22 protein-coding genes are annotated in these 25,273 nt (G+C 43.7%); 19 read left to right on the top strand and 3 right to left on the bottom strand.

All coding sequences use genetic code 11. From position 1 onward, the window contains the following. Nucleotides 1-88: 88 nt before the first annotated feature. The 3 genes from MHI08_RS01655 to MHI08_RS01665 all read left to right on the top strand — a co-directional run bounded on the left by MHI08_RS01655 (nucleotide 89) and on the right by MHI08_RS01665 (nucleotide 4,350). Complete coding sequence (locus MHI08_RS01655; protein ID WP_024424344.1) at nucleotides 89-1,519, top strand: YfcC family protein; 1,431 nt, start codon at nucleotides 89-91, stop codon at nucleotides 1,517-1,519. A 217-nt stretch (nucleotides 1,520-1,736) separates the two neighbouring features. Then, the gene (locus MHI08_RS01660; RefSeq protein ID WP_172880166.1) at nucleotides 1,737-2,684 is read left to right on the top strand and encodes an L-lactate dehydrogenase; all 948 of its coding nucleotides are present in this window, start codon (nucleotides 1,737-1,739) and stop codon (nucleotides 2,682-2,684) included. Nucleotides 2,685-2,727: 43 nt separating this feature from the next. After that, nucleotides 2,728-4,350 (top strand): L-lactate permease, encoded by a 1,623-nt coding sequence (locus tag MHI08_RS01665; protein ID WP_024427240.1) that lies wholly within the window; start codon nucleotides 2,728-2,730, stop codon nucleotides 4,348-4,350. Between the two features lie 44 nt (nucleotides 4,351-4,394). Here MHI08_RS01665 and MHI08_RS01670 read toward each other — a convergent pair whose 3' ends face one another. Then, nucleotides 4,395-5,384 carry a LacI family DNA-binding transcriptional regulator gene (locus MHI08_RS01670; protein WP_024424341.1) on the bottom strand — a complete coding sequence of 330 codons (990 nt, stop codon included), beginning with the start codon at nucleotides 5,382-5,384 and terminating at the stop codon, nucleotides 4,395-4,397. A 109-nt stretch (nucleotides 5,385-5,493) separates the two neighbouring features. On the opposite strand from MHI08_RS01670, the gene MHI08_RS01675 reads away from it, so the two are divergent. From MHI08_RS01675 to MHI08_RS01705, 7 genes are all read left to right on the top strand, one after another. Next, entirely contained in the window at nucleotides 5,494-6,819 is a 1,326-nt protein-coding gene (locus MHI08_RS01675) for a DegT/DnrJ/EryC1/StrS family aminotransferase (protein ID WP_125587124.1), read from the top strand. After that, nucleotides 6,794-7,660, top strand: a complete 867-nt coding sequence (locus MHI08_RS01680; RefSeq protein WP_342499921.1) for an HAD-IIB family hydrolase — start codon at nucleotides 6,794-6,796, stop codon at nucleotides 7,658-7,660. The genes MHI08_RS01675 and MHI08_RS01680 overlap by 26 nt, the downstream gene beginning before the upstream one ends. Further along, complete coding sequence (locus MHI08_RS01685) at nucleotides 7,657-8,703, top strand: Gfo/Idh/MocA family oxidoreductase (protein ID WP_342499922.1); 1,047 nt, start codon at nucleotides 7,657-7,659, stop codon at nucleotides 8,701-8,703. The genes MHI08_RS01680 and MHI08_RS01685 overlap by 4 nt, the downstream gene beginning before the upstream one ends. A gap of 54 nt (nucleotides 8,704-8,757) precedes the next feature. Then, a complete protein-coding gene (locus tag MHI08_RS01690; RefSeq protein WP_342499923.1) occupies nucleotides 8,758-9,948 on the top strand; it encodes an MFS transporter in 1,191 nt (396 codons plus the stop codon). A 92-nt stretch (nucleotides 9,949-10,040) separates the two neighbouring features. Beyond that, complete coding sequence (locus MHI08_RS01695) at nucleotides 10,041-10,670, top strand: LysE family translocator (protein WP_024424337.1); 630 nt, start codon at nucleotides 10,041-10,043, stop codon at nucleotides 10,668-10,670. A gap of 104 nt (nucleotides 10,671-10,774) precedes the next feature. Further along, nucleotides 10,775-11,158 (top strand): UPF0715 family protein, encoded by a 384-nt coding sequence (locus MHI08_RS01700; protein ID WP_342499924.1) that lies wholly within the window; start codon nucleotides 10,775-10,777, stop codon nucleotides 11,156-11,158. Between the two features lie 191 nt (nucleotides 11,159-11,349). Next, a complete protein-coding gene (locus MHI08_RS01705; RefSeq protein ID WP_041106642.1) occupies nucleotides 11,350-12,108 on the top strand; it encodes a YqcI/YcgG family protein in 759 nt (252 codons plus the stop codon). On the opposite strand, the gene MHI08_RS01710 is transcribed toward MHI08_RS01705, so the two are convergent. Beyond that, complete coding sequence (locus tag MHI08_RS01710; protein ID WP_342499925.1) at nucleotides 12,103-13,446, bottom strand: amino acid permease; 1,344 nt, start codon at nucleotides 13,444-13,446, stop codon at nucleotides 12,103-12,105. The genes MHI08_RS01705 and MHI08_RS01710 overlap by 6 nt on opposite strands. An 85-nt stretch (nucleotides 13,447-13,531) precedes the next feature. On the opposite strand from MHI08_RS01710, the gene MHI08_RS01715 reads away from it, so the two are divergent. From MHI08_RS01715 to MHI08_RS01755, 9 genes are all read left to right on the top strand, one after another. Continuing rightward, nucleotides 13,532-14,128, top strand: a complete 597-nt coding sequence (locus MHI08_RS01715) for an urea carboxylase-associated family protein (RefSeq protein ID WP_041088963.1) — start codon at nucleotides 13,532-13,534, stop codon at nucleotides 14,126-14,128. Nucleotides 14,129-14,326: 198 nt separating this feature from the next. Further along, a complete protein-coding gene (nadE, locus tag MHI08_RS01720; RefSeq protein WP_024424335.1) occupies nucleotides 14,327-15,148 on the top strand; it encodes an ammonia-dependent NAD(+) synthetase in 822 nt (273 codons plus the stop codon). A gap of 515 nt (nucleotides 15,149-15,663) precedes the next feature. Next, on the top strand, nucleotides 15,664-16,521 hold the full coding sequence (locus tag MHI08_RS01725) for a citryl-CoA lyase (protein ID WP_024427250.1): 858 nt from the start codon (nucleotides 15,664-15,666) through the stop codon (nucleotides 16,519-16,521). Then, on the top strand, nucleotides 16,518-17,951 hold the full coding sequence (locus MHI08_RS01730; protein ID WP_056765034.1) for an aldehyde dehydrogenase family protein: 1,434 nt from the start codon (nucleotides 16,518-16,520) through the stop codon (nucleotides 17,949-17,951). Before MHI08_RS01725 ends, MHI08_RS01730 begins: the two co-directional genes overlap by 4 nt. A gap of 9 nt (nucleotides 17,952-17,960) precedes the next feature. Continuing rightward, nucleotides 17,961-18,734, top strand: coding sequence for a type I 3-dehydroquinate dehydratase (gene aroD / locus MHI08_RS01735; protein ID WP_056765039.1), 774 nt, complete (start codon nucleotides 17,961-17,963; stop codon nucleotides 18,732-18,734). A 38-nt stretch (nucleotides 18,735-18,772) separates the two neighbouring features. Then, complete coding sequence (locus tag MHI08_RS01740) at nucleotides 18,773-20,533, top strand: thiamine pyrophosphate-binding protein (RefSeq protein WP_056765041.1); 1,761 nt, start codon at nucleotides 18,773-18,775, stop codon at nucleotides 20,531-20,533. Between the two features lie 23 nt (nucleotides 20,534-20,556). After that, nucleotides 20,557-20,937: a cupin domain-containing protein gene (locus MHI08_RS01745; protein WP_024424330.1), complete on the top strand. Its 381-nt coding sequence runs from the start codon at nucleotides 20,557-20,559 to the stop codon at nucleotides 20,935-20,937. Between the two features lie 125 nt (nucleotides 20,938-21,062). Beyond that, the gene (locus tag MHI08_RS01750) at nucleotides 21,063-22,265 is read left to right on the top strand and encodes a CoA transferase (RefSeq protein ID WP_080780824.1); all 1,203 of its coding nucleotides are present in this window, start codon (nucleotides 21,063-21,065) and stop codon (nucleotides 22,263-22,265) included. A 45-nt stretch (nucleotides 22,266-22,310) separates the two neighbouring features. Further along, complete coding sequence (locus MHI08_RS01755) at nucleotides 22,311-23,624, top strand: MFS transporter (RefSeq protein WP_056765044.1); 1,314 nt, start codon at nucleotides 22,311-22,313, stop codon at nucleotides 23,622-23,624. Between the two features lie 244 nt (nucleotides 23,625-23,868). On the opposite strand, the gene MHI08_RS01760 is transcribed toward MHI08_RS01755, so the two are convergent. Continuing rightward, complete coding sequence (locus tag MHI08_RS01760) at nucleotides 23,869-25,227, bottom strand: hypothetical protein (RefSeq protein ID WP_342499926.1); 1,359 nt, start codon at nucleotides 25,225-25,227, stop codon at nucleotides 23,869-23,871. Nucleotides 25,228-25,273: the final 46 nt, after the last annotated feature.

The raw sequence follows: 25,273 nt of genomic DNA on the forward strand, positions 1-25,273 counted from the left end.
AATATCAACAGTGTTTATAATATAACACATCATTTGATTATTCTGAAAATTAAGTGAAATTCCGATCGGGACAAAGGGGTTTTGACACATGAAAACAGCGACAGTATCAGCACCAGAGAAACAAAAACGAAAACTTCAAATGCCAGATGCGTATGTTCTCTTATTTATGATTGCACTGATTTGTACAATAGCAACGTATTTTGTACCAGCGGGTGAGTTTGACCGAAAGACATCTGGGGAGATCACAACAGCCGTTCCTGGCAGCTATCACCGTATTGATCAATCACCAGTGAGTCCAGTTGGCTTTTTTACAGCGATACAAGAAGGAATGGTAGGGTCCTCTTCTATTATTTTTCTGATTCTATTTACGGGCGGAACCATTGCCATTTTGGAGAAGACAGGTGCTATTAACGGGATGATTCACCATGTCATCAGCCGGTTTCAAACGAAGCAATTATTGTTTATTTGTATTGTTGGGGGATTATTTTCAGTCCTTGGAACGACCGGAATTGTCGTGAACTCTGTCATTGGATTTATTCCAATCGGCATCATTGTAGCACGATCCTTGAAATGGGATGCTGTAGCAGGAGCGGCTGTCATATACATCGGCTGTTATGCAGGATTTAACGCAACGATTTTATCTCCATCTCCATTAGGTTTATCACAAACGATTGCAGAGCTGCCGATCTTTTCCGGAATTGGCCTGCGTGTCATTATTTATCTTTGTTTTCTTATTTCTAGTATTGTGTACATCTATTTATATACAAGACGTCTGAAGAATAAAGAAAAGGGAAGCATTCTTGGCGATCAATGGTTTCCTGCTAAGGGGCTTGGCGGAGCCGATGCGGAATCTGTGGACAAGCCTGCATTTACTGGCAGACATAAGCTGATTTTAGCAGTGTGCGGATTGTCACTTGGAGGATTCTTATATGGCGCACTTCAGCTTGGCTGGACCGATAAGGAAATGGCGGGTGTGTTCATCTTTATGGCTATCGCTGCTGGACTGCTTGGCGGTTTAGCGGCCAATGATATTGCGAAAACGTTTATTATTGGGTGCCAAAGCCTTGTATACGGCGCACTTATTGTTGGGATGGCACGCTGTATTTCGGTCATTTTAGAAAATGGGAAGCTGCTTGATACAGTGGTCAACGGCTTGGCGAGTATGCTGACAGGCTTTAGTCCAATCGCTGGTGCGATCGGGATGTATATTGCGAGTGCGCTTCTTCACTTTTTGATTTCATCAGGATCAGGAGAAGCTGTTGTCTTTATCCCGATTCTTGCGCCGCTCGCTGATTTAATGGGTATCACAAGACAGGTAGCTGTAGAAGCAGTGATGCTTGGCGAAGGGGTAGTCAACTGTATCAATCCGACTTCTGGTGTATTGATGGCTGTGCTTGCTGCAAGTGGTATACCTTATGTAAAATGGCTGCGTTTTATGGTGCCGCTTGCCCTCATTTGGTTTGTCATCGGTCTTGTATTTATTTGTATCGGGGTCATGATCAACTGGGGACCTTATTAAATATGTAGGAAGCTGCCGACGAGTGTTTGGCAGCTTTTTTCTTGTGGAAATATGTATGGATCCAGCGCTTTGAAAGCACAATAAATGTGTTCACAAATTCGCTACATATTTTTTTTGAGCAGTCCCCTTGCAAAAGTTTGTGAAATGTTGCACAATATGAATGTGAAATACTTCACATAAGAAAAACAGCCTAGTTTTACTCAGGAGGATGAGATAAATGACAAACGAAAAAGTAAACAAAGTAGCCCTTATTGGAGCAGGTTTCGTCGGCAGCAGTTATGCCTTTACATTAATAAATCAAGCAATCACAGATGAATTGGTTGTCATCGATTTGAATCAAGACAAAGCAATGGGTGACGTGATGGATTTAAACCACGGAAAAGCATTTGCCCCGCATCCTGTGAATACATGGTATGGAGATTATGAGGATTGTAAGGATGCAGATATCGTCTGTATCTGTGCTGGTGCAAACCAAAAGCCAGGTGAAACAAGACTTGATCTTGTTGAGAAAAATTTAAATATATTTAAAGGCATTGTAGAAAACGTAATGAAAAGTGGATTTGATGGCATTTTCTTAGTTGCCACAAACCCAGTCGATATTTTGACATATGCGACTTGGAAATTCAGTGGACTTCCAAAAGAACGAGTAATTGGCAGTGGTACGACGCTTGATACGGCAAGATTTAGATACATGCTTAGTGAGTATTTTGAAGCAGCGGCACACAACGTGCATGCTTACATCATTGGCGAGCATGGAGATACAGAGCTTGCTGTTTGGAGTCATGCGAATATCGGAAGTGTACCAATTGCAGAATTAATGAAGAGAAATGATCAATACAAACAAGAAGACTTAGATGAAATCATGGAAAATGTTCGTCATGCCGCTTACCAAATCATTGAGAAAAAAGGCGCCACTTATTACGGCGTAGCAATGAGTTTAGCCCGCATTACAAGAGCGATCCTGCACAATGAAAACAGCATTTTAACTGTCAGCACTTACTTAGATGGAGAGTACGGAGCAGAAGATGTTTACATTGGTGTACCAGCTCTTGTGAATCGAAATGGTGCAACAGAAGTGATGGAGCTCGCACTGAACGACACGGAGAAAGAAAAATTTGCACACAGTGTAAATGTGTTAAAAGAGATTTTGGCTCCTCATTTTTAATCAATCAAAAGCAACCTATCTGAGCAGAAAAGGATGAATCACTATGTGGCAGCAAATATATGATCCGTTTGGTAATGAATTCGTCAGTGCATTGGTGGCAATGCTCCCAATCTTGTTTTTCCTTCTTGCATTAACTGTTTTTAAGCTAAAAGGTGTTTTAGCCGCTTGTTTTACCTTAATCGTCAGTTTTGTAACAGCTGTTTTCTTCTTCCATATGCCAGTTGAAAAAGCATTATCTGCTGTGCTGCTCGGTATATCTAATGGGCTGTGGCCGATTGGATATATCGTCATCATGGCGGTATGGCTCTATAAAATTGCCGTGAAATCTGGTAAGTTCGATGTCATTCGATCTAGTATTGCAGGAATCTCTCAAGATCAACGTCTTCAGCTCTTATTAATCGGTTTTAGTTTTAACGCATTTTTAGAGGGCGCTGCTGGATTTGGTGTACCGATTGCGATCAGTGCCGCTCTCTTAACAGAGCTTGGGTTTAAACCGCTGAAAGCTGCGATGCTCTGCTTAATTGCCAATGCTGCGTCTGGTGCATTTGGGGCGGTGGGCATCCCGGTGATTACAGGGGCGCAAATGGGCAATATGACGCCGCTTGCGTTATCTCAAACCCTTGTATATACCATCCCATTTATTTCATTCTGTATTCCGTTTCTCCTCATTCTGATTGTAGATGGATTGAAAGGGATCAAAGAAACTCTGCCAGCCTTGCTTGTTGTGAGTGGTACCTATGCCATTTTGCAAGCTGTCACAATGGTGACGATGGGTCCTGAGCTTGCCAATATTATTTCTGCCTTAGCAAGTATGGGAATTTTGGCTTTATTTCTTCGGAAATGGCAGCCAAAACACATTTATCGTGAAGAAGGAGCGCCAGATATTGAACAGAAACAAACGTATCGCGGCGTTGAAATACTGAAAGCATGGTCTCCGTTCTATATTTTAACTGCTGTTATTACGGTATGGAGTCTGCCGGCATTTAAAGCATTGTTTGCTGTAGGAGGACCGCTTAACTGGACGACCATTTTAGTGAAAATGCCATTTTTACATCAGCAAATTGTGAAATTACCACCAATTGCACAAACGGAAACACCTATTGATGCGATCTTTAAAATTGATGTCATCAGTGCAACGGGGACCGCCATTCTGATTGCGGTCATGCTGACAGGGCTGTTTAGCAGACATATTACATTAACAGAAGGCGCTGTCTGCTTAAAAGCAGCGGTGAAAGAGCTTTGGGTTCCTGTTCTGACTATTTGTTTTGTTATGGGTTTTGCCAACCTTGCGAACTTTGCTGGCCTAAGTTCAGCCATTGGACTTGCTCTTGCCAAAACGGGCGATTTGTTCCCGCTTGTCAGCCCGGTGCTTGGCTGGATCGGCGTGTTTATTACGGGGTCTGTCGTGAGTAACAACGCCTTATTCGGTAACCTTCAAGCGGTCACTGCTTCTCAAATCGGCTCACAGGCAGGTTTGTTAATTGGGGCGAATACGACCGGTGGTGTGATGGCGAAATTAATTTCTCCACAATCAATCGCTATCGCTACAGCAGCTGTTGGAGAAACAGGGAAAGAATCTGAGCTCTTCAAAAAGACCGTGAAGTACAGCTTCATCCTGCTCGGTATTGTATGTATATGGACATTCATTCTTGCTCAATTTGTATAGGTTGATAGACTAAAAAAGACTGAGAAAGATCTCAGTCTTTTTCTTTATGTAGATTCTCTTGTCACGAGCCGGGTAGGCAGCTGGATATGTTCGCGCTGTAATGGTTTTTGATCTTGCAGGAGTGCGATCATTTGCTGTACAGACCGCTGGCCAAGCTCTACGATCGGTATGTCAATTGTGGTGATCGTTGGAGCTGTCACCTCACAAATGTCTTGGTTGTCATAGCCGATGACCGCTAGATCCCCGGGGATTTGATAGCCGTATGAAATAGCCTGTTTAATGAGTCCTGCTGCGACTTGATCATTGCCGGTGAAAATGGCATCAGGCGCTTCCTTCATGTGATGGATGACCTCCATTAAGCGAAAGCCGTCTTCAATGGTAAAAGCCTCTCCAAACAGCCAATCATCTTGCAGCGGCAAACCGTGAGCAGAGAGTGCATCAAGATAGCCCTGTTTCCTTTGTTTCTGCGCTTCACTGCTTTCTGTATCAAAGCAAAACCCAATCGATTTTCGCCCCGACCGAATCAAATAGTCCACCGCTTTATAGGCGGCTTCCCGTTCATCGTATCCAATAATCGGGATGTTTGCTGTTTGGTGATATTCATTTGCCATGACAATGGGGCCGTTCGTTAAAAATGGCTCAATTTTCTCCCACGTATTTTCTAACGCACCCAATATAACCCCATCGACTTCTTTTCTTTTTAATAATTGAAGCCCTTCAAGCTCTAATGCTTCTTGATAAAACGTCTGGAGCACGATGGCTTTATATCCTTGATCCAGTGCTTCCTTTGAAATGCCTTTAATCAATTGTGCAAAAAAAGGATGGTCCACAGCTGGAACAGACACAGCAATGGTTTTTGTCTGATGTGACCTTAGTGTGCGGGCTGCTGAACTCGGTGTATATTCCATTTCTTTCATCACCTGTAAAATGAGCTGCCGCTTTTCTTCTGACACATATGGGTGATGGTTTAGCACTCTGGAAACGGTGGTGGTTGAAACCCCGCAGCGTTTGGCAATTTCATAAATTGTACACATATTAACAAATCCTTTACACAAAGTTATTGTTCTGAAATCGATAACATCATTTACAATGTGAAACAAGTTAAATATTAACAAAAGGAATTGATTAATTGGAGGGAATGGAATGCAAATATTGACGAAGATATCAGGTAAAAGCAAGGATTATCTTCCTTTGCTGGATATGATCAATCAAGGTGTTCAAGTTAAGGCTGATTCAGTTGAAAAGCATCTAGCAAATGAAAAGCTGGTGACGTTCCTTGAGCAAGATATAGAGCGCACAGGTTTGGAAAAAATTCTCTTCCATTATAAACAAAATAAGGAAAAAAAGATACCGTTTCTGCCAGTTGACAAACTGATTTCAGAAGATGAAATCGATGATATTATGCAGGTGCTGAAGGAAGTATTGAGCTCTGGCCGTTTTACTTCAGGGCCATATATTCCGACATTTGAAAAGGCGATTGCTGAGTACTTAGGGAAAAAATATGTCATTGCCACGTCAAGTGGAACAGATGCATTAATGATCAGTCTCATATCAGCAGGCGTCCATCCAGGAGACGAGGTGATTTTGCCGGCCAATAGCTTTGCTGCAACAGAAAATGCAGTGCTTGCCATTGGGGCTGTTCCGGTATATGCCGATATTGATCCTGAAACCTACTGCCTCTCACCGAGTGAAATAGAGAAACATATCACAGATAAAACGGTATGCATTCTACCGGTTCATTTATATGGAAAGCAAGCGGATATGAAGGAGATTTCGGCGATTGCGAAACAGCATGGGCTGAAAATCATTGAAGACGGCTGTCAGGCGATTGGCAGCAGCGGCCTTGGCGCTTATGGAGATGGACTTGTTCTCAGCTTTAATCCATACAAAAACCTTGGGGTCTGCGGAAAGGCAGGAGCCATCGCTACAAATGATGAGGCCTTAGCGGAAAAATGCATGGAGATCAGCTATCACGGCTTTGAAGCTGGAAAGAAAAATGTCAAACGCAGTGACTATGGCTTTAATTCGAAAATTGATAATTTGCAGGCAGCGATTGGACTCGAACGAATGAAGTATTTAGGACTGCAAAATTTCAAACGTTTTTACTTAGCCAAGCGATACATTGAACAGCTGCAAACGCTTGAGGATGAAGGATATATGAAGCTCCCGACGCTGACAGATGATCATGTCTGGCATCTATTCCCGATTAGAGTGCTGAAGGGAGAACGAGATGAACTGGCAGCGAAATTGCTGGAAATGGGCATAGAGACGGATGTCTATTACCCGGTTCTATCGCATCAGCATCAAACAAATCTTGTTTCTCAAAAATATAGACAAACGACACTTCCACACACGGAAAAAGCTGCGCAGCAATTACTTCACTTGCCGCTTTATCCAGGAATGCCGCTGCAAGATCAGGAGAAGGTCATCGAGGGGGTTCATCATGTTATCAAGTCTTCCATTCAATAAAAAACTGCTGAATCTGCCGAAGAATCCGCAGTGGATCGTCTTCTGTGATTTTGATGAAACGTATTATTCTCACGGAATGACAGAGAAGCAGAGAGAGGATGTCAAGCGGCTGGAAGCCTTTGTAGCAGAAAAGAGTGAAGCGGGACAGCTCTTGCTGGGCTGGGTGACGGGAAGCAGTCTCGATTCTGTCACGAGCAAAATGGAAAAAGGCGGGTTTCATCAATTCCCGCATTTCATTGCATCAAACTTAGGGACTGAGATTGTATATACGTCGGATGCCCATTTTGGACAGCCAGACGCAGAGTGGATGAAGCGGCTGAATGCCCAGGGCTTTTCAGATGAAAAAATCGAAGACATCCTGGAAACCATCCGAGAAAAGGGCATTTCCCTTAGACCGCAAACGCAGCTGGGCAGTTCAGGGTATAAGAAGAATTTCTATTATCAGGAGCAGGATGAACGGACAGATCTTCATCATCTATCATTTATCCAAACACTGGCGAAAGAGCGAGGCGTGGCGGTCAACATCAACAAATGCAACCCGCTTGCAGGAGATCCTGCGGATTGCTATGATGTCGATTTTTTACCAGTCGGAACAGGGAAGGATGAAATTGTCCGTTTTATGCTGAACCAATATGATTTATCGAAAGATCAAGGCTTTGCCTTTGGTGATAGCGGGAACGATTTGCGGATGCTTCAATCCGTCACACACGGTTTCCTTGTCCAAAATGCGACAGCCGAAGCCAAACGGCACCATCACCAAATTTGTCATCATGGGTATGCAAAAGGAATCTATGAAACACTGAAAACAGTGATGTATAAACATGAGGAGGCACATTCATGAAGAAAATTGGAATTGTTGGAGCAGGGAATATTGCAAAAGCACATGCAAGAGCATTATCAACGATCAAAGGTGCAGAATTATCCGGTGTCTATGATTTGCACGAGTCAGTTGCACAGGGATTCATTAAACAGTACGGCGGACGTGTGTATTCAAGTATTGAGACACTGGCAGATGCATCTGATGGGTTGATTATTGCTTCTCCTAATTTTTGTCACAAGGACCATGCCCTTCAGTCGCTAAGAGCAGGACAGCCGATTTTATGTGAAAAACCGATGGCTGTGTCGCTGAAGGAAGCGAAGGAAATGGTGGAGACAGCCAAACAGTTCCAAGTTCAAGATAGTATGGGCTTTAACTATCGTTATTTATCCTTTGTGAATATATTGAAGAACTTGATTACCAACGGTGAATTAGGCCGCATTTTAACCGTCAGAACTCATTTTAAGAAAAACAGTGCCCTTAGAAGAAAGACTTTTTCATGGAGAGACAGCGGTGAAAGTCTGCGTACGAGCGGTGCACTAGGGGATCTTGGCATTCATTTGATTGATATGCTGTGGTACTTATTTGGCAGTGAAATGAAGAAAGAATCACTTAACACCAAGATGCTGACACATGTAAAGGAAAAAGAAGAGAAAAAGGTTCAGGTGGATGATCATACCGAAATTTTCGGACAGATGGAGAATCAAGTGTTCTTTCACTTGGTGACATCCAAAAGCACGCAGCCTGAGGAATGTGGATTTAGTGTAGAAGTCGTTGGTCATGACAAGGTATTCAAATACCATACGAACATGAAAAACGAATATGAGATCAGTGATGGATTGTGTGTGGAACGTCATCAAATGCCGCAAACATTGCTGACAGATCCGCCAAATGAATTTTACGGATGGTCCGATACATTCCGCGATCAGCTGATGCATTGGGTGAATACAGATCCATACCCATCTCATATGAAGGTCGCTGATTTTGAAGATGGTTATCGCGCGCAGGCTGCGCTCAATACATGCTTTGAGAGGGAAGAGGCAGTCGTCTCTGCCCAGGCATATTAAAGAGGTGGAGCGGAGGATGTGATGACTCCGCTCCTTTTTAGAGGAAGTGAAAAGATGAAAAAGGTATTTTATTTTGGCTGTGTCTTTTATTTTTTTATTGGGACCATTCATGTGTTTTTTGGCAGCTTAACGCCTTATTTGCTGTCGAGTTACAATAAGGGCCCCGGGGAATTATCATCTTTAATTTTTTTTCAGTTTATTGGATTTTTGACAGGTGTTCTGTTATCCCCCATTCTAGTGAGAAAAAAAGGCTATGGCGCTGTGCTGACCATGGGTCTTTTGCTGATGATCGGCTCACTTCTGCTGGGGCTATTGGTGCCGGGCTGGACAACGCTTGTGCTGGCAGGTTTTTTTCTTGGGAGCGGCGCAGGCAGTCTTGAGACAACGGCCGGTGCGTATGTCATTTCGATGGCTAATAGTGCAAAGCGAATCAGTATCATGGAGGTCTTTTTTGGATTAGGTGCGCTGTTATTCCCGCTAGTGATTCTGCTGACTGTCACAGAACAGACATGGCAGTATGTGTTTTTATTTCAGGTGGGTGCGCTGACATTTTTCCTTATGCTTTGGCTGGTTTTTATGAACAAACTGCCTCACGGACAGATGAATGCTTCTTCCGCAGAAGGGACGAGGAAACCGTCCTTACTTGTTGATCGAAATAATCGAATGATCGTGGTGATCATGATTTGCTTTGCCTTTTTCTACGCAGGGATTGAAACGAACTTTGCGAACTTTTTGCCGTCGATCATGCTGGAAAAAGGGGGAGAAAATTGGGGTCTCTTTGCGGTCTCTACTTTCTGGACAGCGATCGTCATCGGCAGAACCGTGATTGCGAGAAAAGCTGATCAGCTGCATCCGCTGCGTTTTTTAAAGCTAAGTGCATCACTGATGATTTTGCTGCTTGTGATATTCGCTCTGACAACCCACATTACCGCGCAGCTGATTCTCATCTTTTTCATCGGTCTTTGTGCAGCTGGCATGTTCCCAATCGCACTGACAGCATCTGCCTTAATGATTGAAAATGCCATCGATGAGGCGACAAGTTATTTTATTGCAGCCGCGAGCTTAGGCGGAGCCTGCTTGTCCTTTTTGATTGGATTTAGTCTGGAATGGGCAGGAGCGGCAAGTGCCGTCTTTGTATTTGCCTTCTTAGCGGTTCTTCTGTTCGCAGCTGCGATTCAAATGAATCGTTCTAAGAAAAAAGAAACGTTACACGCGCAGCAGTCGGCACTGAAAGCAGACCGCTAAGCATCCACCTGAAATGATGACAAAGGACTTGTACTAAAACGCAGAAAGTTTGAATAACATGTACAAGTCAGCATCAAAAGGAGGACGTCTATGTGGCGGTGTTTTTTGGTTATATCTTTTTAGGGTTGTCACTTTCAGCGCCTGTTGGGCCGGTCAATGCAGCCCAAATCGACAGAGGGATTAAAAGTGGATTTTGGCATGCGTGGATTTTTGGTGTGGGGGCTATGGCTGCGGATATTGTCTATATGCTCCTCATCTATTTTGGTGTCGCCCAGCTTTTGACTGCACCTCTTGTAAAAACCTTTTTGTGGCTGTTCGGCTTTTTCGTTTTGACCTATACCGGCATTGAAAGTCTGCGTAAAATCAATTTGCAGGAGAGTCCGAAAAAGGACAGCGAAAACACATCAATTGGCAAATCATTCATGACCGGATTTTTCATTTCTCTTTCTAATCCGCTCAGTATTTTGTTTTGGCTTGGCATTTATGGCAGCATCTTAGCCAATACGATCGAAAAGTATGGAGCTTCCCAAATGCTCATGTACAGTATGGCTATTTTTATCGGCATGCTGATCTGGGATTTCAGTATGGCGCTGCTTGCTAGTTCGTTTAGGCGTTATTTAAGTGAACGTGTTTTACATGGCTTATCCGTTCTTGCAGGTCTATCTTTACTTGGTTTCGGCGCCTATTTTGGATATCAGGGGATCATGGCGTTGATTGGGTAGAAAAACAGACTGACACATTCAGTCTGTTTTTTTGTAAGGATTGACAGATATAACACATTATTGAATAATGATGGAACAGAAAATGGATTGAAGGAGCTTCTGCTATGCGTCTGTTTTTGCCAGTATTCAACTATGTGTGTATGCTGATTTTATCAGTCATCACAGCAACATTCGTTTATACGTTTTTATTCATGCCGCCTGAAGTGGGCTTTAGTTATGTGGAGATGACCAGTCTGTTCATTTTGCTCGCTTATGTCATTTTTGCTGCACCGATTCAGCTTGTTTTACACCGCCATCCTAAGAGGTTTCGAAGCCGTGACTTATTGATTTATTTTATTGCGGCATGGCTGGTTTGTTCGGCTTTGGCTTTATGGATTGATTATGGGCTTGTTGTGTTCATCAGCTATAAAGTCTATCTGTTTAGCTTCTGCGCAGCCCTTATTTATTGGGTGCTGGATTCCGTCTTTTTGATGAATAATCGATCGTAGGTATGACGAAAGGCTCTCTATTAACTTACACTAGTCTGATCATACATAATAGAATAAAAGAAACAAATACCTGCTCAATTTGAATGGAACCCCCATCCTGTCATGCGCTAGGAAAGTCGTGGAAGGACAGTCACCACAGCCATTTGCACCTCATAGGCTATGGAGAAGACGCTAAAACGAGGTGTAAAGAAATGGCCCAGCTGTATGCAAAAAGTTGCCTTGATCAAAATCTACGATCACTAGAAGAATGGAAGCAGGATGCTTTCACACAATTTGGCGAGATGGTAGGAGATGAAGCCGATACATTCCCTTGTGTACCCGGAAGACAGGGATTTTTTCTCGATCATTTACGCTATGGGTTTGTTGGTGACCCGAGGAAAGAGGAAGCGGTGGATGAATTAGCCCAGCTGCTGAGAGAATATCAAGGCTGTGCGAAAGAAACCGGTCAATATGCTTCATTTATCTGTTTTTTTGAAACACCGCAGGACTTAAAGGAAAGTTCGCTTGAAGAGTTTGAGCAGCAGTTTTGGTCGCTGCTTCAACGGCTGCATCATAAAGATGAAGAACCGTGGCCTGAGGAGATCCCGTTAGATACTCATCATCATGAGTGGGAGTATTGCTTCCATGGTGAGGCGTATTTTATTTTGTGTTCCACACCTGCTCATAAGCTCAGAAAAAGCCGCCACTTCCCTTATCTCTTGATGGCGTTTCAGCCTAGATGGGTGTTTGAGAAATTGAATGGATCGACCAAGTTTGGACAAAAAATGAGCCAGCTCGTTCGCAAGCGACTCAAAGCATATGATGAGGTCAGTGTTCATCCATCATTAAAATGGTACGGTGATCCGGCCAATCATGAATGGAAGCAATACTTTCTCCCAGATGAAGAGGCGGAGAAACCAGCCTCCGCCAAATGTCCATTTACTGCATTAAAAAACATGATGAAATTATGATGCGGTCTGATCCTGCTTCCACTTTTTCCTCATAAATAGCACCATGATGGCAATCACTGCAATGATCCCAAGGCTGATAAAAAAGCCAGGTCGTCCGCTTGCCTCTGTTAATGTGCCTGAAACGGCGGCTCCAATTAAGAGCAGCGCAAGAATCATTTCGCACGTTTGGCGGGTGGATGGCTTGGATAGCTTTTTACTTGAGAACAAAATAAAGATCCATGTGTACAGCAGGGTAAGACCGGCTGCTGTTGTGAGATGCTCGTAGATGTGTTTGGACAAAAAGAGTGCAAGCAAAATTGAGACAATTAAGCCAGCAGCAGTTAAGATAATCGAAGACCATCTCACATGCGATGGATCTTTTTGTTTAAAGCAAGCAGGTGCATCCTGATGCTCTGACATTGTGCCGAGCAGCGTTGTGACCGCATAGAGAGAGGCAACCAATGTCGAAAAACCAGCAATAATGAAAATGCCATTAAAGATATGAAGAAAGATCGATAAATGAAACGGCTCTAATGAAGTAATAAATGGACTGCTGTTCTCATTAAAGGCTGTCACTGGGACAAGCAAGAGAGCAAGTCCGATCGAGACGATATAGATGACTGCTAGAATGATCAGCATGACACGTCCAGCCTTTGCCGCATCCTTCGGGTCCTTTAAATGAACCGCCATCAGCCCCATGACTTCAATTCCCCCAAATGCATAAAATGCGTAAATCAATCCATTCCAAAGACCAAGCGGACCAAGAGGCATCCATTCGTGATCCTTGTTAGGCAGATGCAGGGTCGGTTTATGTTCTGTCAAAATGCCGAATAACACAAGCACCGCAAGAATCATAAACAGAAAAATCGCCGCTGTTTTCAGTACCGCAAGAACATTTTCTGTCTTTTGAAAAGAAGAAAGCCCAATGATAATCACGAGCAGGGCAAGAGCGGAATAAATCGCAGAAAACACCCAAAGCAGAACAGAAGGAAACCAGTGGCGGGTAAATAGAGAAATGGCGGTTAACTGACTTCCTGTAATCAGCATTTCTGCAAACCAATACACCCAGCCATTGCTAAACCCTGCCCAGCGTCCGTATGCTTTACGAGCATAGGAACAAAACGACCCTTTATCAGGATTATCGGCTGTCATCGCAGCTAAATGTTTAAAGACGAGATACGTTCCGACCGCAGCAAGCAAAAAAGAAATGCAGACGGAATAACCGGATTTTGTAATGGCGATGCTGGAACCAAGGAAGAAACCAGTGCCAATTGTACAGCCGACTCCGATGAGAGAAAGCTGCCACCAAGATAAAGATTGTTCTTCTTTCAATGCAAGTGCAACACCTTTCTGTTTCAATGACTTTAGCTTGTGACCGCCTCTTTTTTTTATACATGATCAAGGGGACATTTTGGGCATACTGTCATGGAAAGGAGTGCATGTGATGAACGGAGAACACGTCATTTTACCAAAGGGTAGACTCGGCTTTCGTTTAGGAAAAGGCCAATGTATGCGAGTGGTTGATGTCGAAGGCCAGCAAGTAGCAGATGTGATGGCCTATCATGAAAAAGATTTTTATGAAAAATTTGACCAAGGTGCGACGATGGACAGTTTGTTCTCGTCTAAAGTGAAAAAAGGCGATAAGCTTTATTCTAATTTATATAAACCGATGTTTACGATCATTGAAGATACAGTAGAATGCCATGATTTATACATGCCCGCCTGCCGGCAAGAGATGTATCAGCTTTTATACGGCCGGACGCACTTAGAGGTCATGCATACATGCTACGACAATTTGCGGACGGCCTTTGAGCCCTTTGGAATTCCAAAGGAGGATATGTACCATCCTTTTAATGCCTTTATGAATACAGTCATTGATGAAAAAGGAAAGTTGTCTGTCGAGCTGCCAAAATCGCTGCCCGGTGACTACATTCGCCTGCGGGCTGAAATGGATCTCATTGTGGCCGTGTCTGCATGTCCTGCTGATATTGGGAAGTGTAATGGATCAAGCTGTACATCTATACGGGTAGAAATTGATTAAAAAAGAAAAGGACCAGTCCATAAAGACATGGTCTTTTTCACTTGTGAATGTTTGATCATCTAAGAAATAGGGGAACGTCTAACAAAATGTTCTTGATGAAAACATGGTATAATGAAGATTCAAAAAACGTTGTTAAATCAATGAATTGTGAGTAAAACCTGTTCTCTTCATGTAGAGGATGCTTAGGAGGAAAAGTGTATGAGTTTGCAGAAAAAGATCAGCCAAGAGTTGCATGTGCAGCCCTCAATTGACCCAAAGCAGGAGATCGAAAAACGGGTTGGATTTCTAAAAGAGTACTTGAAAAAAACCGGTGCAAAAGGATTTGTTCTCGGTATTAGCGGCGGGCAGGATTCAACGCTTGCCGGACGTCTTGCACAGCTTGCTGTCAGTGAGCTTCGTCAAGAAGGAAAAGAGGATGCGGTCTTTATTGCGGTACGCCTTCCGCATGGTGTGCAGCAGGATGAAGATGATGCACAGCTCGCCCTATCATTTATTCAGCCAGACAAGTCGTGGAAATATGATATTGCACCTGCCGTGTCAGCATTCAGTGATCAATATCAAAAGGAAACTGGCGGCCCATTGTCTGACTTTAATAAAGGAAATGTCAAAGCTCGCATGAGAATGATCGCGCAATATGCCGTCGGTGGTGAGGAAGGATTGCTTGTCATCGGTACAGATCATGCAGCTGAAGCAGTAACCGGCTTCTTCACGAAGTATGGTGATGGCGGTGCAGATGTTCTTCCGCTAACAGGTTTGACAAAACGCCAAGGCCGTGCGCTTTTAGAAGCCCTAGAAGCTCCGGAACGCCTGTATTTAAAGAAACCAACAGCCGATCTGCTGGATGATAAACCTCAGCAAACGGATGAAACAGAACTCGGCATTACGTACAATGAAATTGATGATTACTTAGAAGGAAAACCAGTGTCAGATCAAGCCGCCGAAGCGATTGAAAAGCGTTATGTTCAATCAGAGCATAAACGCCAAGTACCCGCTTCCATGTTTGATGACTGGTGGAAATAAAAAAGAAACCTCTCCAGAAGATGGAGAGGTTTCAGCGTGTAGACAAACCCTCGCATTCGTTGTCAGGCCTGCATGCCGGTGCTCACGAATGTCACATTCCGAACCGGTACTCATCCTTCCTAGGGCTGCAAAGGTTTTCTATCACGCTGAAAAGAAGACAAAGGGCTAAAATAAAGATCATTTTAGCCCTTTGTCAATAATCAGAGACCTCTCCAGATGGAGAGTTTTTTTTATGTCGAATTTCAATTGAGTTTGACAAAATAACCAAAAATTCATTAAATTAGTAGAACGATCTACTTAAGTCCATTTAACTAAATATCAATTTTTTTGATCAAAAAAAGCAAACATAATTAGTTCGATTCACTTAATTTCGCTCCTATTGACAGTATTTTCAGAAAAAATAATTGACGAATAAAAAGAATGCGCTTACAATGAAACCACATTCCGAAAAGTGAAATTAGATTCCACTGGATGGAATAAAGGGGTGGTTCACCTCCAAATAAGAAGCTAAAGGAATGATTCACACAATGAAAAATCGAAGTGCACTGGAAATTTACAAAGAGGGAGGCGCTTGGTGGGAGACTGAGATTAGTCATATTCAAAAAAATTCAATTGAAATTCGAGGGTATCCGATTGAAGAACTGATTGGTGAATTGTCTTATCCACAAATGCTCTATTTACTGCTTGTTGGTGAATTATTGGATGATTCAAAAGCAGCTCTTTTTGAAAGTGTTCTTGTCGCAGGTGCGGACCATGGACCAAGAGCACCATCTATTGCAGCAGCTAGAATGGCGGTGACTTGCGGCATTTCGTTTAATTCCTCTGTAGCAACAGGGGTGAATCTATTAGGTGACATTCATGGCGGAGCTGGAGAGAAGGCCATGCGCATGCTATACGAGGCTAAAGCGATCTACGATGATCAAAAGGATATACACTCTGCGGCAAAGCAAGTGTGTCAAACATGGTTAAATCGCAAGGAAAAAATCCCGGGAATCGGCCATCAGCTTCATGATGATGATCCGAGGGTGAGACGTCTATATGAGCTGAGTCACAAACATGTCCAGCAAGGTCTTATCAGCGGCACATATTTACGGTTAGCCGAAGCGATTAGGCATGAGCTTGAACAACTGAAAGGGAAGAAAATCACGATGAATATAGATGGTGTATCTGCTGCCATCCAATGTGAATTAAACATTCCAGCAGAAGCAGCAAAAGGCATTTTTTCCTTATCCAGAGGAATGGGCATCGTGGCGCATGCATATGAGGAGCTGACAAAGGGAGCCCTCGTGAAAGGACCTTGTCCGAATGAAGAAAGATTGGTTCGTTATGCAGGACATGGAACGCGGCACTTGAAGGAGGGAGAGAAAATTTGAGTAGTTTGAGAGCGTTGTCATATATAAACGGCGAGTGGCTGGATACCGGTCGTGTGAAAACAGATATCATCAATCCTTACTCAGGAGAAAGGATCGGTACATCCTATCTCGCCTCATCAGAAGACATAGAACAGGCACTTTCTAGTGCGCAGCATGCTAAAAAACAAATAGCGGGAATATCGGCAATCGAACGCTCAAAGCTTCTAACAAAAGCAGCCACCTTGCTTGAAGAACAAAAAGACCATTTTGCAAAACTGATTTCGCTAGAATTAGGCAAACCGCTTAAAAATACAAGAGATGAAGTTTCGCGGTCAATCGAGACGCTGGCGCAATCGGCGGAAGAAGCGAATCGATTAATAGGTGAGACCATTCCTGGCAATGTATCATCGCGCGGACAGGGAGCAATGGCCATGACATTTAAAGTACCAGTCGGAGTTGTGCTGGCGATTACCCCTTTTAATGCACCGCTCAACTTAATTTGTCACAAAGTCGGTCCGGCCTTTGCGGGAGGGAATGTCATCATTTTGAAGCCTGCACCGCAAACATCAGCTGTTGCCACAGCGTTTGTCGAACTCCTTCTCGAAGCAGGATTTCCTGAGGCTGGTTTGCAGCTTGTGATTGGCGGGGTCGACGCCGGGAAACAGTTAGTCACTGATGATAGAACGAATCTCATCTCTTTTACCGGCGGGGCTGCCGGAGGCGAACACATTACAACCTCTGCGGGATTAAAAAAGGTACTGCTTGAACTCGGAGGGAATGGAGCGACGATTGTTCATCACGATGCAGATATTGAACAAGCCGCATCCATGTGTGCCAAAACAGGCTTTAGTAATTCCGGTCAAAGCTGTATTTCTGTTCAAAGAATTTATGTCCACCAGGAAATGATGCCGTTGTTTACTGAGGTATTAAAACAAAAAGTAGAGCAGCTTGTTGTTGGAGATCCGCTGTCCAGTGAGAGTGATATCGGCTGTATGGTCGATGTACAGGCCGCACAGCGTGTTGAGGCATGGATACAAGAGGCAGAGAGCATGGGTGCCCAGCTTTTATGCGGGGGGAAAAGAAATGGAGCGAGCATCACACCGGCTATTTTGCTAAACCCTCCGAAACAGGCCAAGGTCGTCTGTGAGGAAGTGTTCGGCCCAGTTGTCAGCATTCTCCCTTATGAGGAGCTGGAGGAGGCAATTAAAGAAGCAAATGATAGCCGATATGGTTTGCAGGCAGGGATCTTTACGAATCAGCTGGATGTGGCATTACACGCAGCAAAAGAGCTTGAAACTGGCGGCGTTGTCATCAATGGGACATCGAATTTTAGACTGGATCATTGGCCTTATGGCGGGATTAAACGAAGTGGCCTTGGAAGAGAAGGTCCGCGTTTCGCCATCGAGGAGATGACCGAAACCAAAATGGTCGTGCTTCCAAATGGTCTGTGAAAGGGGCGTATGGATGTGAATGCATTTCAGCAAAAGGTAAAAAGTGTGCAGGCAGGCGGTCAGCCAATGATTTGTACGCCGCTCATCGGACAAACAAAGGAAGAATTGTTTCATGAGATAGAGGTGTTAACAGAGAAGAAGCCTGATGTGATAGAGTGGCGGGCGGATTTTTTTCATCACCTTCATGACAAGGATCAAGTGATAGAAACCCTTAAGGGAATGGTAGAAAAGGCAAAGGGCATCCCATTTTTATTCACCATTCGTTCTGAAAAGGAGGGAGGCGAAAGGATATCACTCTCAGAATCTGAGAAGGTTTCTCTGCTTGCCGAACTTTGTTCCACACAGCTTGTGGACGCCGTTGATTATGAATTCATGCATGATGTGACACATATACAGCAAGTCAGTCAGGCAGCTAAAAGACATGGCGTTACCTTGATTGTGTCGTATCACGATTTCGATCGCACCCCTGAGGTGGATCGCCTCGTGCAGCTATTCGTCAATGCAGAATCAGTCGGCGCCGACATCGCAAAGATCGCAGTGATGCCGCATTCCTATGACGATGCATTAACACTGCTCTCGGCGACCAGCCATGCGAAAAAGCAGCTGTCAATTCCCGTTATTTCCATGGCAATGGCGGAATACGGGGCTTTTACAAGAATGATTGGCGGGCTTTTTGGTTCTGTGATGACCTTTGCTGTAGGGAAAGAAAGCTCAGCTCCCGGGCAAGTGGCGATACAGGATTTGAACAATGTTCTATCTATTGTGTTTTCAAAGAATAAGTGAGTAGCAGATTCATAGCTGCACCGTGAGAGGAGAGAAACATGAAGAAGAATATTTCTACACAGGTTATTCAGTACTTAGAAAATCGGGGAGTCGAGCATATTTTCGGCCTCTGTGGTCATACGAATATTGCTTTTTTATCAGCGCTTGAAAAAAGCTCGATTCAATTTGTAAATGTCAGACATGAACAGATAGCGGCACATGCAGCAGATGGTTATGCGCGGGCGAAGAAACAGACGGCTGTTGTTCTCAGTCATCTAGGACCTGGACTCACCAATGCCGCAACAGGGGTAGCGAATGCAGCACTTGATTCCATTCCAATGGTTGTTATTGCAGGAGATGTCCCAAGTCACTATTACGGAAAGCACCCACACCAAGAAATCAATCTTCATTCCGATGCCTCTCAATACGAAATTTACCGGCCGTTTGTGAAAAGAGCATGGCGAGTCGATATTCCAGAATTATTTCCAGAGATTTTATCAAAAGCATTTCAGTTAGCTGAAAGCGGCCGTCCTGGCCCGGTGCTTATTTCTGTTCCAATGGATGTGTTCTCAAAAGACCTAGATGTGTCCCTGTTTGAACAAATCAACCATCATACACACACCATTGAAAAACCTTCTATTGATGATCAAACGGCCAATCGGATATTAGATCGATTGCTGCAGGCAGAAAGACCGCTCTTATATGTTGGGGGAGGCATTTTATTAGCTGATGCAGCTGAAGAACTAAAGGCTTTTTCTGACCATCTAAGTATCCCTGTCGCCCATTCTTTAATGGGGAAAGGAGCCATGCCGGATGATCACCCAATGACCCTTGGAATGACAGGGTTTTGGGGGACGAAATTTATCAATGATCAGTGCAAAGAGGCGGATTATATATTGGCTTTAGGCACTCGTTTTGCTGAAGCTGATGCGAGCTCGTGGGAATCGGAGTATACGTTCAATTTCCAATCAACCAAGCTCATTCATATCGACATAGATCCGAATGAAATTGGCCGTAACTACCCTGTTGAAATTGGAGCGGTAGCCGATCTTAAGCAAGCCTTGACTGTACTCAATCGAGTGGCGAGAGAAAGGCTGCCAAAAGGGCTGAATCGTCCTGAATTGAAAAAGGAAATTGCGGCATATCGTAAGGATTTTCAGGCTAGCAATCTGACGAATGTTCAAGATGAATCCTTCCCAATGAAGCCGCAGCGTATTTTGCAGGAAGTGCGGGAAGTATTGCCGCCAGATGCGTTTATTACAACGGATGTTGGCTGGAACAAAAATGGGGTTGGACAGCAATTTCCTGTGTTGACGCCAGGAACCATTTTAACGCCAGGCGGCTTTGCAACGATGGGATTTGGAGCCCCTGCCGCACTTGGGGCAAAGATTGCCCAGCCTGACCGTGTTGTTGTGTCACTCGTTGGAGACGGCGGCTTCGGTCAAAATCCATCCGTTCTCGCAACAGCCGTTGAAGAGAACATTCCTGTTGTGTGGATTGTGATGAATAACAGTGCATTTGGCACAATAGCCGGCTTGCAAATGGCGCACTATGAAACGACGTACGGCACTGTTTTTAGAAAAGATGGAGAAAGCTATTCACCGGATTTTGCTGCCATTGCGAGAGGTTATGGAATGAAGGGGATTAAAATCACCTCTGCTTCTGAATTCAAAGAAGCTTTAGCTGAAGCCATTGCTTCTCAGGAGCCTTGCGTTATTGATGTAGCAATGAAAAATGATCCTGTTCCTACGGATGGACATTGGAATATTAATGACATTTATTCACCAAATTCAAAGCGCTCACATGTCAGCGTGAATTAATCAGAATGAGGGAGGAATTAACAATGAAAATTAAAGTATTGAATCCGTTTCAAGATGGGAACCCATTATGGTTAGGCTTAGATCGTCCAGAGGAGCAAATGGTTCGAAAGGTATTTCAAACCATTACACCGGATACAGTTGGTTCAGAACATATGATGGCGGGTCTCACCATTTTTGAACCAGGGGAAGCAAGTTCAGTGCACAATCACCCGGGTTCAGAGGAATTTGATTTTGTGATTAAAGGATCTGGCGAAGTCATTTGTGATGGAGAAAGGCAGTCCTTTAAACAAAATGATTTTATGTTCATTCCTGACGGTGTCCCGCACCAGCATGTGAATACAGGAGATGAACCTTTATGGCTCATTTGGCTCTACACACCGCAAGGGCAGCTTCCAAAGGATTAAAAACCTGCACCGGTAAGCCCTCTTTTTGAATCATCAAGGCTTTCCGGGTCAATCAGAAAGATGAAAAGGGCTAAAATTAGGAATGATTTTAGCCCTTCATCACTTGAATGAAAGGGAGTCAAGCAATGAATATGAATACACCGCTCGAAGGAATAAAAATATTAGACGTCTCTACGATGATTGCTGCACCCTATGGCGCGGTGCTTCTAGGGGATTTTGGAGCAGAGGTCATCAAAGTCGAGATTCCTGGCAAAGGCGATACGCTGCGGCATGTCGGCCCTTTTGCAGATGGGGAACCACTTAGATGGTCTGGTCTCTCACGGAATAAGAAATCCCTTACACTGGATTTGCACAAAGACGAAGCAAAAGACATTTTTAAAAAACTTGCGGGCCAGGTCGATGTGCTGATTGAAAATTTCCGCCCTGGAACACTGGAAAAATGGGGCGTTGGGTACGATGTGTTAAAAGAAATCAACCCTCGTTTAATTATGATTCGTGTATCGGGTTATGGTCAAACGGGCCCGTTTAAGGACAAAGCCGGATTTGGAACACCAGCGACGGCGTTTAGCGGCTTTACATATATTCAAGGGTTTCCAGACCGGCATCCAGTCAGCCCTTCCTTTTCTCTCACTGATTATATTGCTGGCATCTATGTGGCGTTTGCTACTGTGACAGCGATGTATTACAGGGATACACATCCAGAAGGAACTGGGCAAATGGTGGATTTGGCCCTCTATGAATCTGTGTTTCGTATGTTAGAGTTTTTGGTTGCAGAATATGACAAGCTTGGGAAGGTGCGTGAGCGTTCACCGGGGCTGAGCGGACATTCAAGCCCTGCCGGCACCTATGAGACAAAGGATGGTCATTATTTGGTTCTTGTGACGAGTACAGATTCGACCTTCAATCGATTGGCAGAGGCGATGAATCGATTAGATTTACTAGAGAATGAAAAATTCGCGGTCAATGCATCCAGGCTGAGGCATAACAAAGAAATGGATGCGATCGTCTCTGAATGGATCGCGTCGAAAACAAGGGATGACGTATTAGAAATTTTAGATAAACACGGTGTTCCTGTGAGCCCAATCTTAAGTATTCGGGATATTTTTGAGCATCCGCAATTTAAAGCACGAGAGAATATCGTCGAGGTGCATCACCCTCGTCTTGGAAAAGTGAAGGTGCCTGGGATCATTCCAAAGTTTGAAAAAACACCTGGAAGTATCCGTCACATTGCACCTGATTTAGGCGAACATAATTATGAAATTTTAACAAATATGCTTGGCTTAACAGAAGAAGAGTGTAAGCAGTTAGAAGAAAAAGGGGTAATTTAATACGCTCAACCGAACCGCACGCTGCGGAAACAAAGGAGGATGGTTATGAAAGTGCATTCAGAACTGAAGGGGAATGAATTGCAGCCCGCATATGTGAAACCAACGAAAGCCCGTTTTGGCATATTGATTCTGTTGTTTTTTATTACCGCTATTAATTATATTGATCGAGCCAGTGTATCCATTGTTGCTCCTGCAATTCAATCTTCATTGCAATTAAATCCTGCCTTATTAGGCTTGATTTTTTCAGCATTTAGCTGGACATATACAGCGATGCAAATACCAGGCGGTTTTATTCTCGATAAATTTGGCTCAAAGGTAACGTATGGGATATCACTCGTTACTTGGTCTATTTTCACATGCTTACAGGCGTTTGCGAACAGCTTTGCCTTTTTATTCGGCTGCCGTTTGTTTATTGGGATTACAGAATCTCCCGCTTTTCCTGCAAATAACCGTATTGTTACCACATGGTTTCCAAGGCGGGAACGGGCTTTTGCAACAGGTGTTTATACTGCTGGAGAGTATGTGGGTCTTGCATTTGCGACACCTCTTCTATTTTGGATCATGACGACTTTCGATTGGAGAACCGTCTTCATTACGGCAGGTGCGCTCGGTATCATATTTGCTTTCTTTTGGTACAAGTATTATCACGAACCGAAAGAGCATCCGAAGATAAATGAAGATGAGTTAGGATTAATCCGGCAAGGCGATGGGCTGACAGTCGCATCACAGGAGAAGCTGAAATGGGCAGACTTTGCCGCCCTTCTAAAATATCGTAAATTGATCGGGCTTTATATTGGCCAATTCTCTGTTGCGTCTACCCTTTTTTTCTTTTTAACATGGTTTCCGACCTATTTGGCAGAGGCGAAAAATATGGCGTTTCTCAAGGTAGGTTTTGCTGCTTCTCTTCCTTATATTGCTGCATTCTTTGGGGTCTTGTTTGGAGGTTATGTGTCTGATTGGCTGCTTAAAAAGGGCGTATCAGTGAATGTAGCGAGAAAGCTGCCAGTAGTGGTTGGCTTGCTGATGACGAGTACCATTGTTTTAGCAAACTTTACAACAAATATCCCGCTTGTGCTGACCATTTTATCCATCGCTTCATTTGCGCAAGGATTGTCTAATATCTCTTGGACGATGCTGTCTGAGGTGGCACCGCGGGAAATGGTTGGGCTGGCTGGCGGCGTATTTAACTTTTTTGCTAATTTAGCTGGGATCATCACTCCGCTGATTATCGGATTCATCGTGTCGGCGACAGGCTCTTACAATGGAGGAATTTTATTCGTCAGTTTAGTTGCTTTAGGCGGGGCATTGTCGTACATCTTTATCGTAGGTAAAATTGAACGTATTCAATTAAAACCATAGAGAGAAAGCAAAAGAGAACTCAAGGGTGAGTTCTCTTTTCAGCGTGTAGACAAACCCTTGCATTCGTTGTCAGTCCTGCGTGCTGGTGCTCACGAATGTTAAATTCGCTCCGCGCCCGTGCTCGTCCTTCCTAGACTTCAAAGGTTTTCTATCACGCTGAAAAGAAGACAAAGGGCTAAAATCAACATCATTTTAGCCCTTTGTCAACAATCTGAAAAGAGAACTCAAGGATGAGTTCTCTTTTTTATGTATAAAAGATAACGGTGATGATCGCTGCACATGCGATACCCATGCTGATATAAAGGCTGGCAAACCATATATTCCAGCGAGTGATACGGTAAGGGTTGACCTTCATCAAATCAGCTAATAGGGAGACAGAAACATTAAAAGGACTAAACATAACAGTCGATGTGCCAGCAACGATCAGCATGATGGCAATGGGAAGAGCAGGCAGTTCATGGATGACTGGTGCCATCATGCTGACTAACAAAGCAAGTGAGACGAGCGGGTGAAAGCCGCAAAGGGCAGTGATCAGAAAATACAACCCAATGACACAATAAACCCAAATGGCATGGTCTGATATACTGACAATAAATGCTTGAATCGGCTGCATACTGTTTGTCGCAAGGAGCATATCGACAAAGAAGCCTGCACTTAAAAATAGACACATATAGTTGGAGAGCTGACGGGTTCTTTCTTTCCAATGAGGCACAGAGACAGCGATATACTGTTTTCTTTTTTTGATAACAGAAGAGAATAATAGAGCAAATGGAATAATCGTCAGTACTACAGCGAATAAATAGCCTTTCCCAATCCATGCATCGACAAGTGAGACGACTGTCATAAAACCTAGCAGCATGAAAGCGAGCTGAAGGGTTTTTCGCTTAATTCGATGAGGATTGGCGTTTGTTTCTGAAGACTGAATGATGTTTGGTAATCGTTTGCTTTGACGAGAAAAAAGCATCCAATCTATCGCCAGCACAACGACCATTAAACCAAAAGTAATAGGTGCAATTTGATAATATTTTAGTTTGGTTGCATCAATGGTGACGCTTACCAGCACTTCAACAGGACTCCAGCTTAAACATAATGCATATGACCTTAAGAGGTTGCGTGTATAAAGATGTTGTTTCACTTGTTCTTTTAGGGATTCGAGCGACGGTTTGAGCGATGTATATAGTAAAGGAATCGTCGCGATATTTAAAAACATGCCGAGTATATGAGTGACAAATGAACTCTTGCGATAAAGCTGATTTGAGCTCGTTGTATGCAGTGTGAGCAGTTTATTTAATTGTGTATCGAAATGTCCAACATGTATGAGAGAATGAATAAAAGGCAGCATGAAAAAGAGAGAAAGCAAGCCCAGCATGGAATGAAAGTGAAGAAAAAACGTGTGCAATGGCTGGCCGGATAAGAAGAATAAGAACAACCCAATGATGAGAAATACAGCACCTGTTTTCAAATAAAGCCCGCTTGCTTTCTTAAAAGAAATGGTGAGCGAAGCAGCGGCCAGCAGACCAACAAAATAGGAGAGTATGAGAGCAGGAAATAGTTGATGAACTATATATAGACTGATAAGCAGTGTAAAAACGAGCAGGTACATTCAAATATCTCCTCCATCAAATATCTTCAATTGATTTTATTCTGTC

Source organism: Bacillus sp. FSL M7-0791 (genome assembly GCF_038627085.1).
Lineage (GTDB): Bacteria > Bacillota > Bacilli > Bacillales > Bacillaceae > Bacillus > Bacillus safensis.

Coding starts and splice junctions, on each gene's coding strand:
- MHI08_RS01740 (WP_056765041.1), top strand. CDS start 18,773: ATGAAGAAGAATATTTCTACACAGGTTATTCAGTACTTAGAAAATCGG.
- MHI08_RS01725 (WP_024427250.1), top strand. CDS start 15,664: ATGATTCACACAATGAAAAATCGAAGTGCACTGGAAATTTACAAAGAG.
- MHI08_RS01705 (WP_041106642.1), top strand. CDS start 11,350: ATGGCCCAGCTGTATGCAAAAAGTTGCCTTGATCAAAATCTACGATCA.
- MHI08_RS01675 (WP_125587124.1), top strand. CDS start 5,494: ATGCAAATATTGACGAAGATATCAGGTAAAAGCAAGGATTATCTTCCT.
- nadE (WP_024424335.1), top strand. CDS start 14,327: ATGAGTTTGCAGAAAAAGATCAGCCAAGAGTTGCATGTGCAGCCCTCA.
- MHI08_RS01745 (WP_024424330.1), top strand. CDS start 20,557: ATGAAAATTAAAGTATTGAATCCGTTTCAAGATGGGAACCCATTATGG.
- MHI08_RS01760 (WP_342499926.1), bottom strand. CDS start 25,227: ATGTACCTGCTCGTTTTTACACTGCTTATCAGTCTATATATAGTTCAT.
- MHI08_RS01700 (WP_342499924.1), top strand. CDS start 10,775: ATGCGTCTGTTTTTGCCAGTATTCAACTATGTGTGTATGCTGATTTTA.
- MHI08_RS01655 (WP_024424344.1), top strand. CDS start 89: ATGAAAACAGCGACAGTATCAGCACCAGAGAAACAAAAACGAAAACTT.
- MHI08_RS01750 (WP_080780824.1), top strand. CDS start 21,063: ATGAATATGAATACACCGCTCGAAGGAATAAAAATATTAGACGTCTCT.
- MHI08_RS01685 (WP_342499922.1), top strand. CDS start 7,657: ATGAAGAAAATTGGAATTGTTGGAGCAGGGAATATTGCAAAAGCACAT.
- MHI08_RS01680 (WP_342499921.1), top strand. CDS start 6,794: ATGTTATCAAGTCTTCCATTCAATAAAAAACTGCTGAATCTGCCGAAG.
- MHI08_RS01715 (WP_041088963.1), top strand. CDS start 13,532: ATGAACGGAGAACACGTCATTTTACCAAAGGGTAGACTCGGCTTTCGT.
- MHI08_RS01670 (WP_024424341.1), bottom strand. CDS start 5,384: ATGTGTACAATTTATGAAATTGCCAAACGCTGCGGGGTTTCAACCACC.
- MHI08_RS01755 (WP_056765044.1), top strand. CDS start 22,311: ATGAAAGTGCATTCAGAACTGAAGGGGAATGAATTGCAGCCCGCATAT.
- aroD (WP_056765039.1), top strand. CDS start 17,961: ATGGATGTGAATGCATTTCAGCAAAAGGTAAAAAGTGTGCAGGCAGGC.
- MHI08_RS01690 (WP_342499923.1), top strand. CDS start 8,758: ATGAAAAAGGTATTTTATTTTGGCTGTGTCTTTTATTTTTTTATTGGG.
- MHI08_RS01665 (WP_024427240.1), top strand. CDS start 2,728: ATGTGGCAGCAAATATATGATCCGTTTGGTAATGAATTCGTCAGTGCA.
- MHI08_RS01660 (WP_172880166.1), top strand. CDS start 1,737: ATGACAAACGAAAAAGTAAACAAAGTAGCCCTTATTGGAGCAGGTTTC.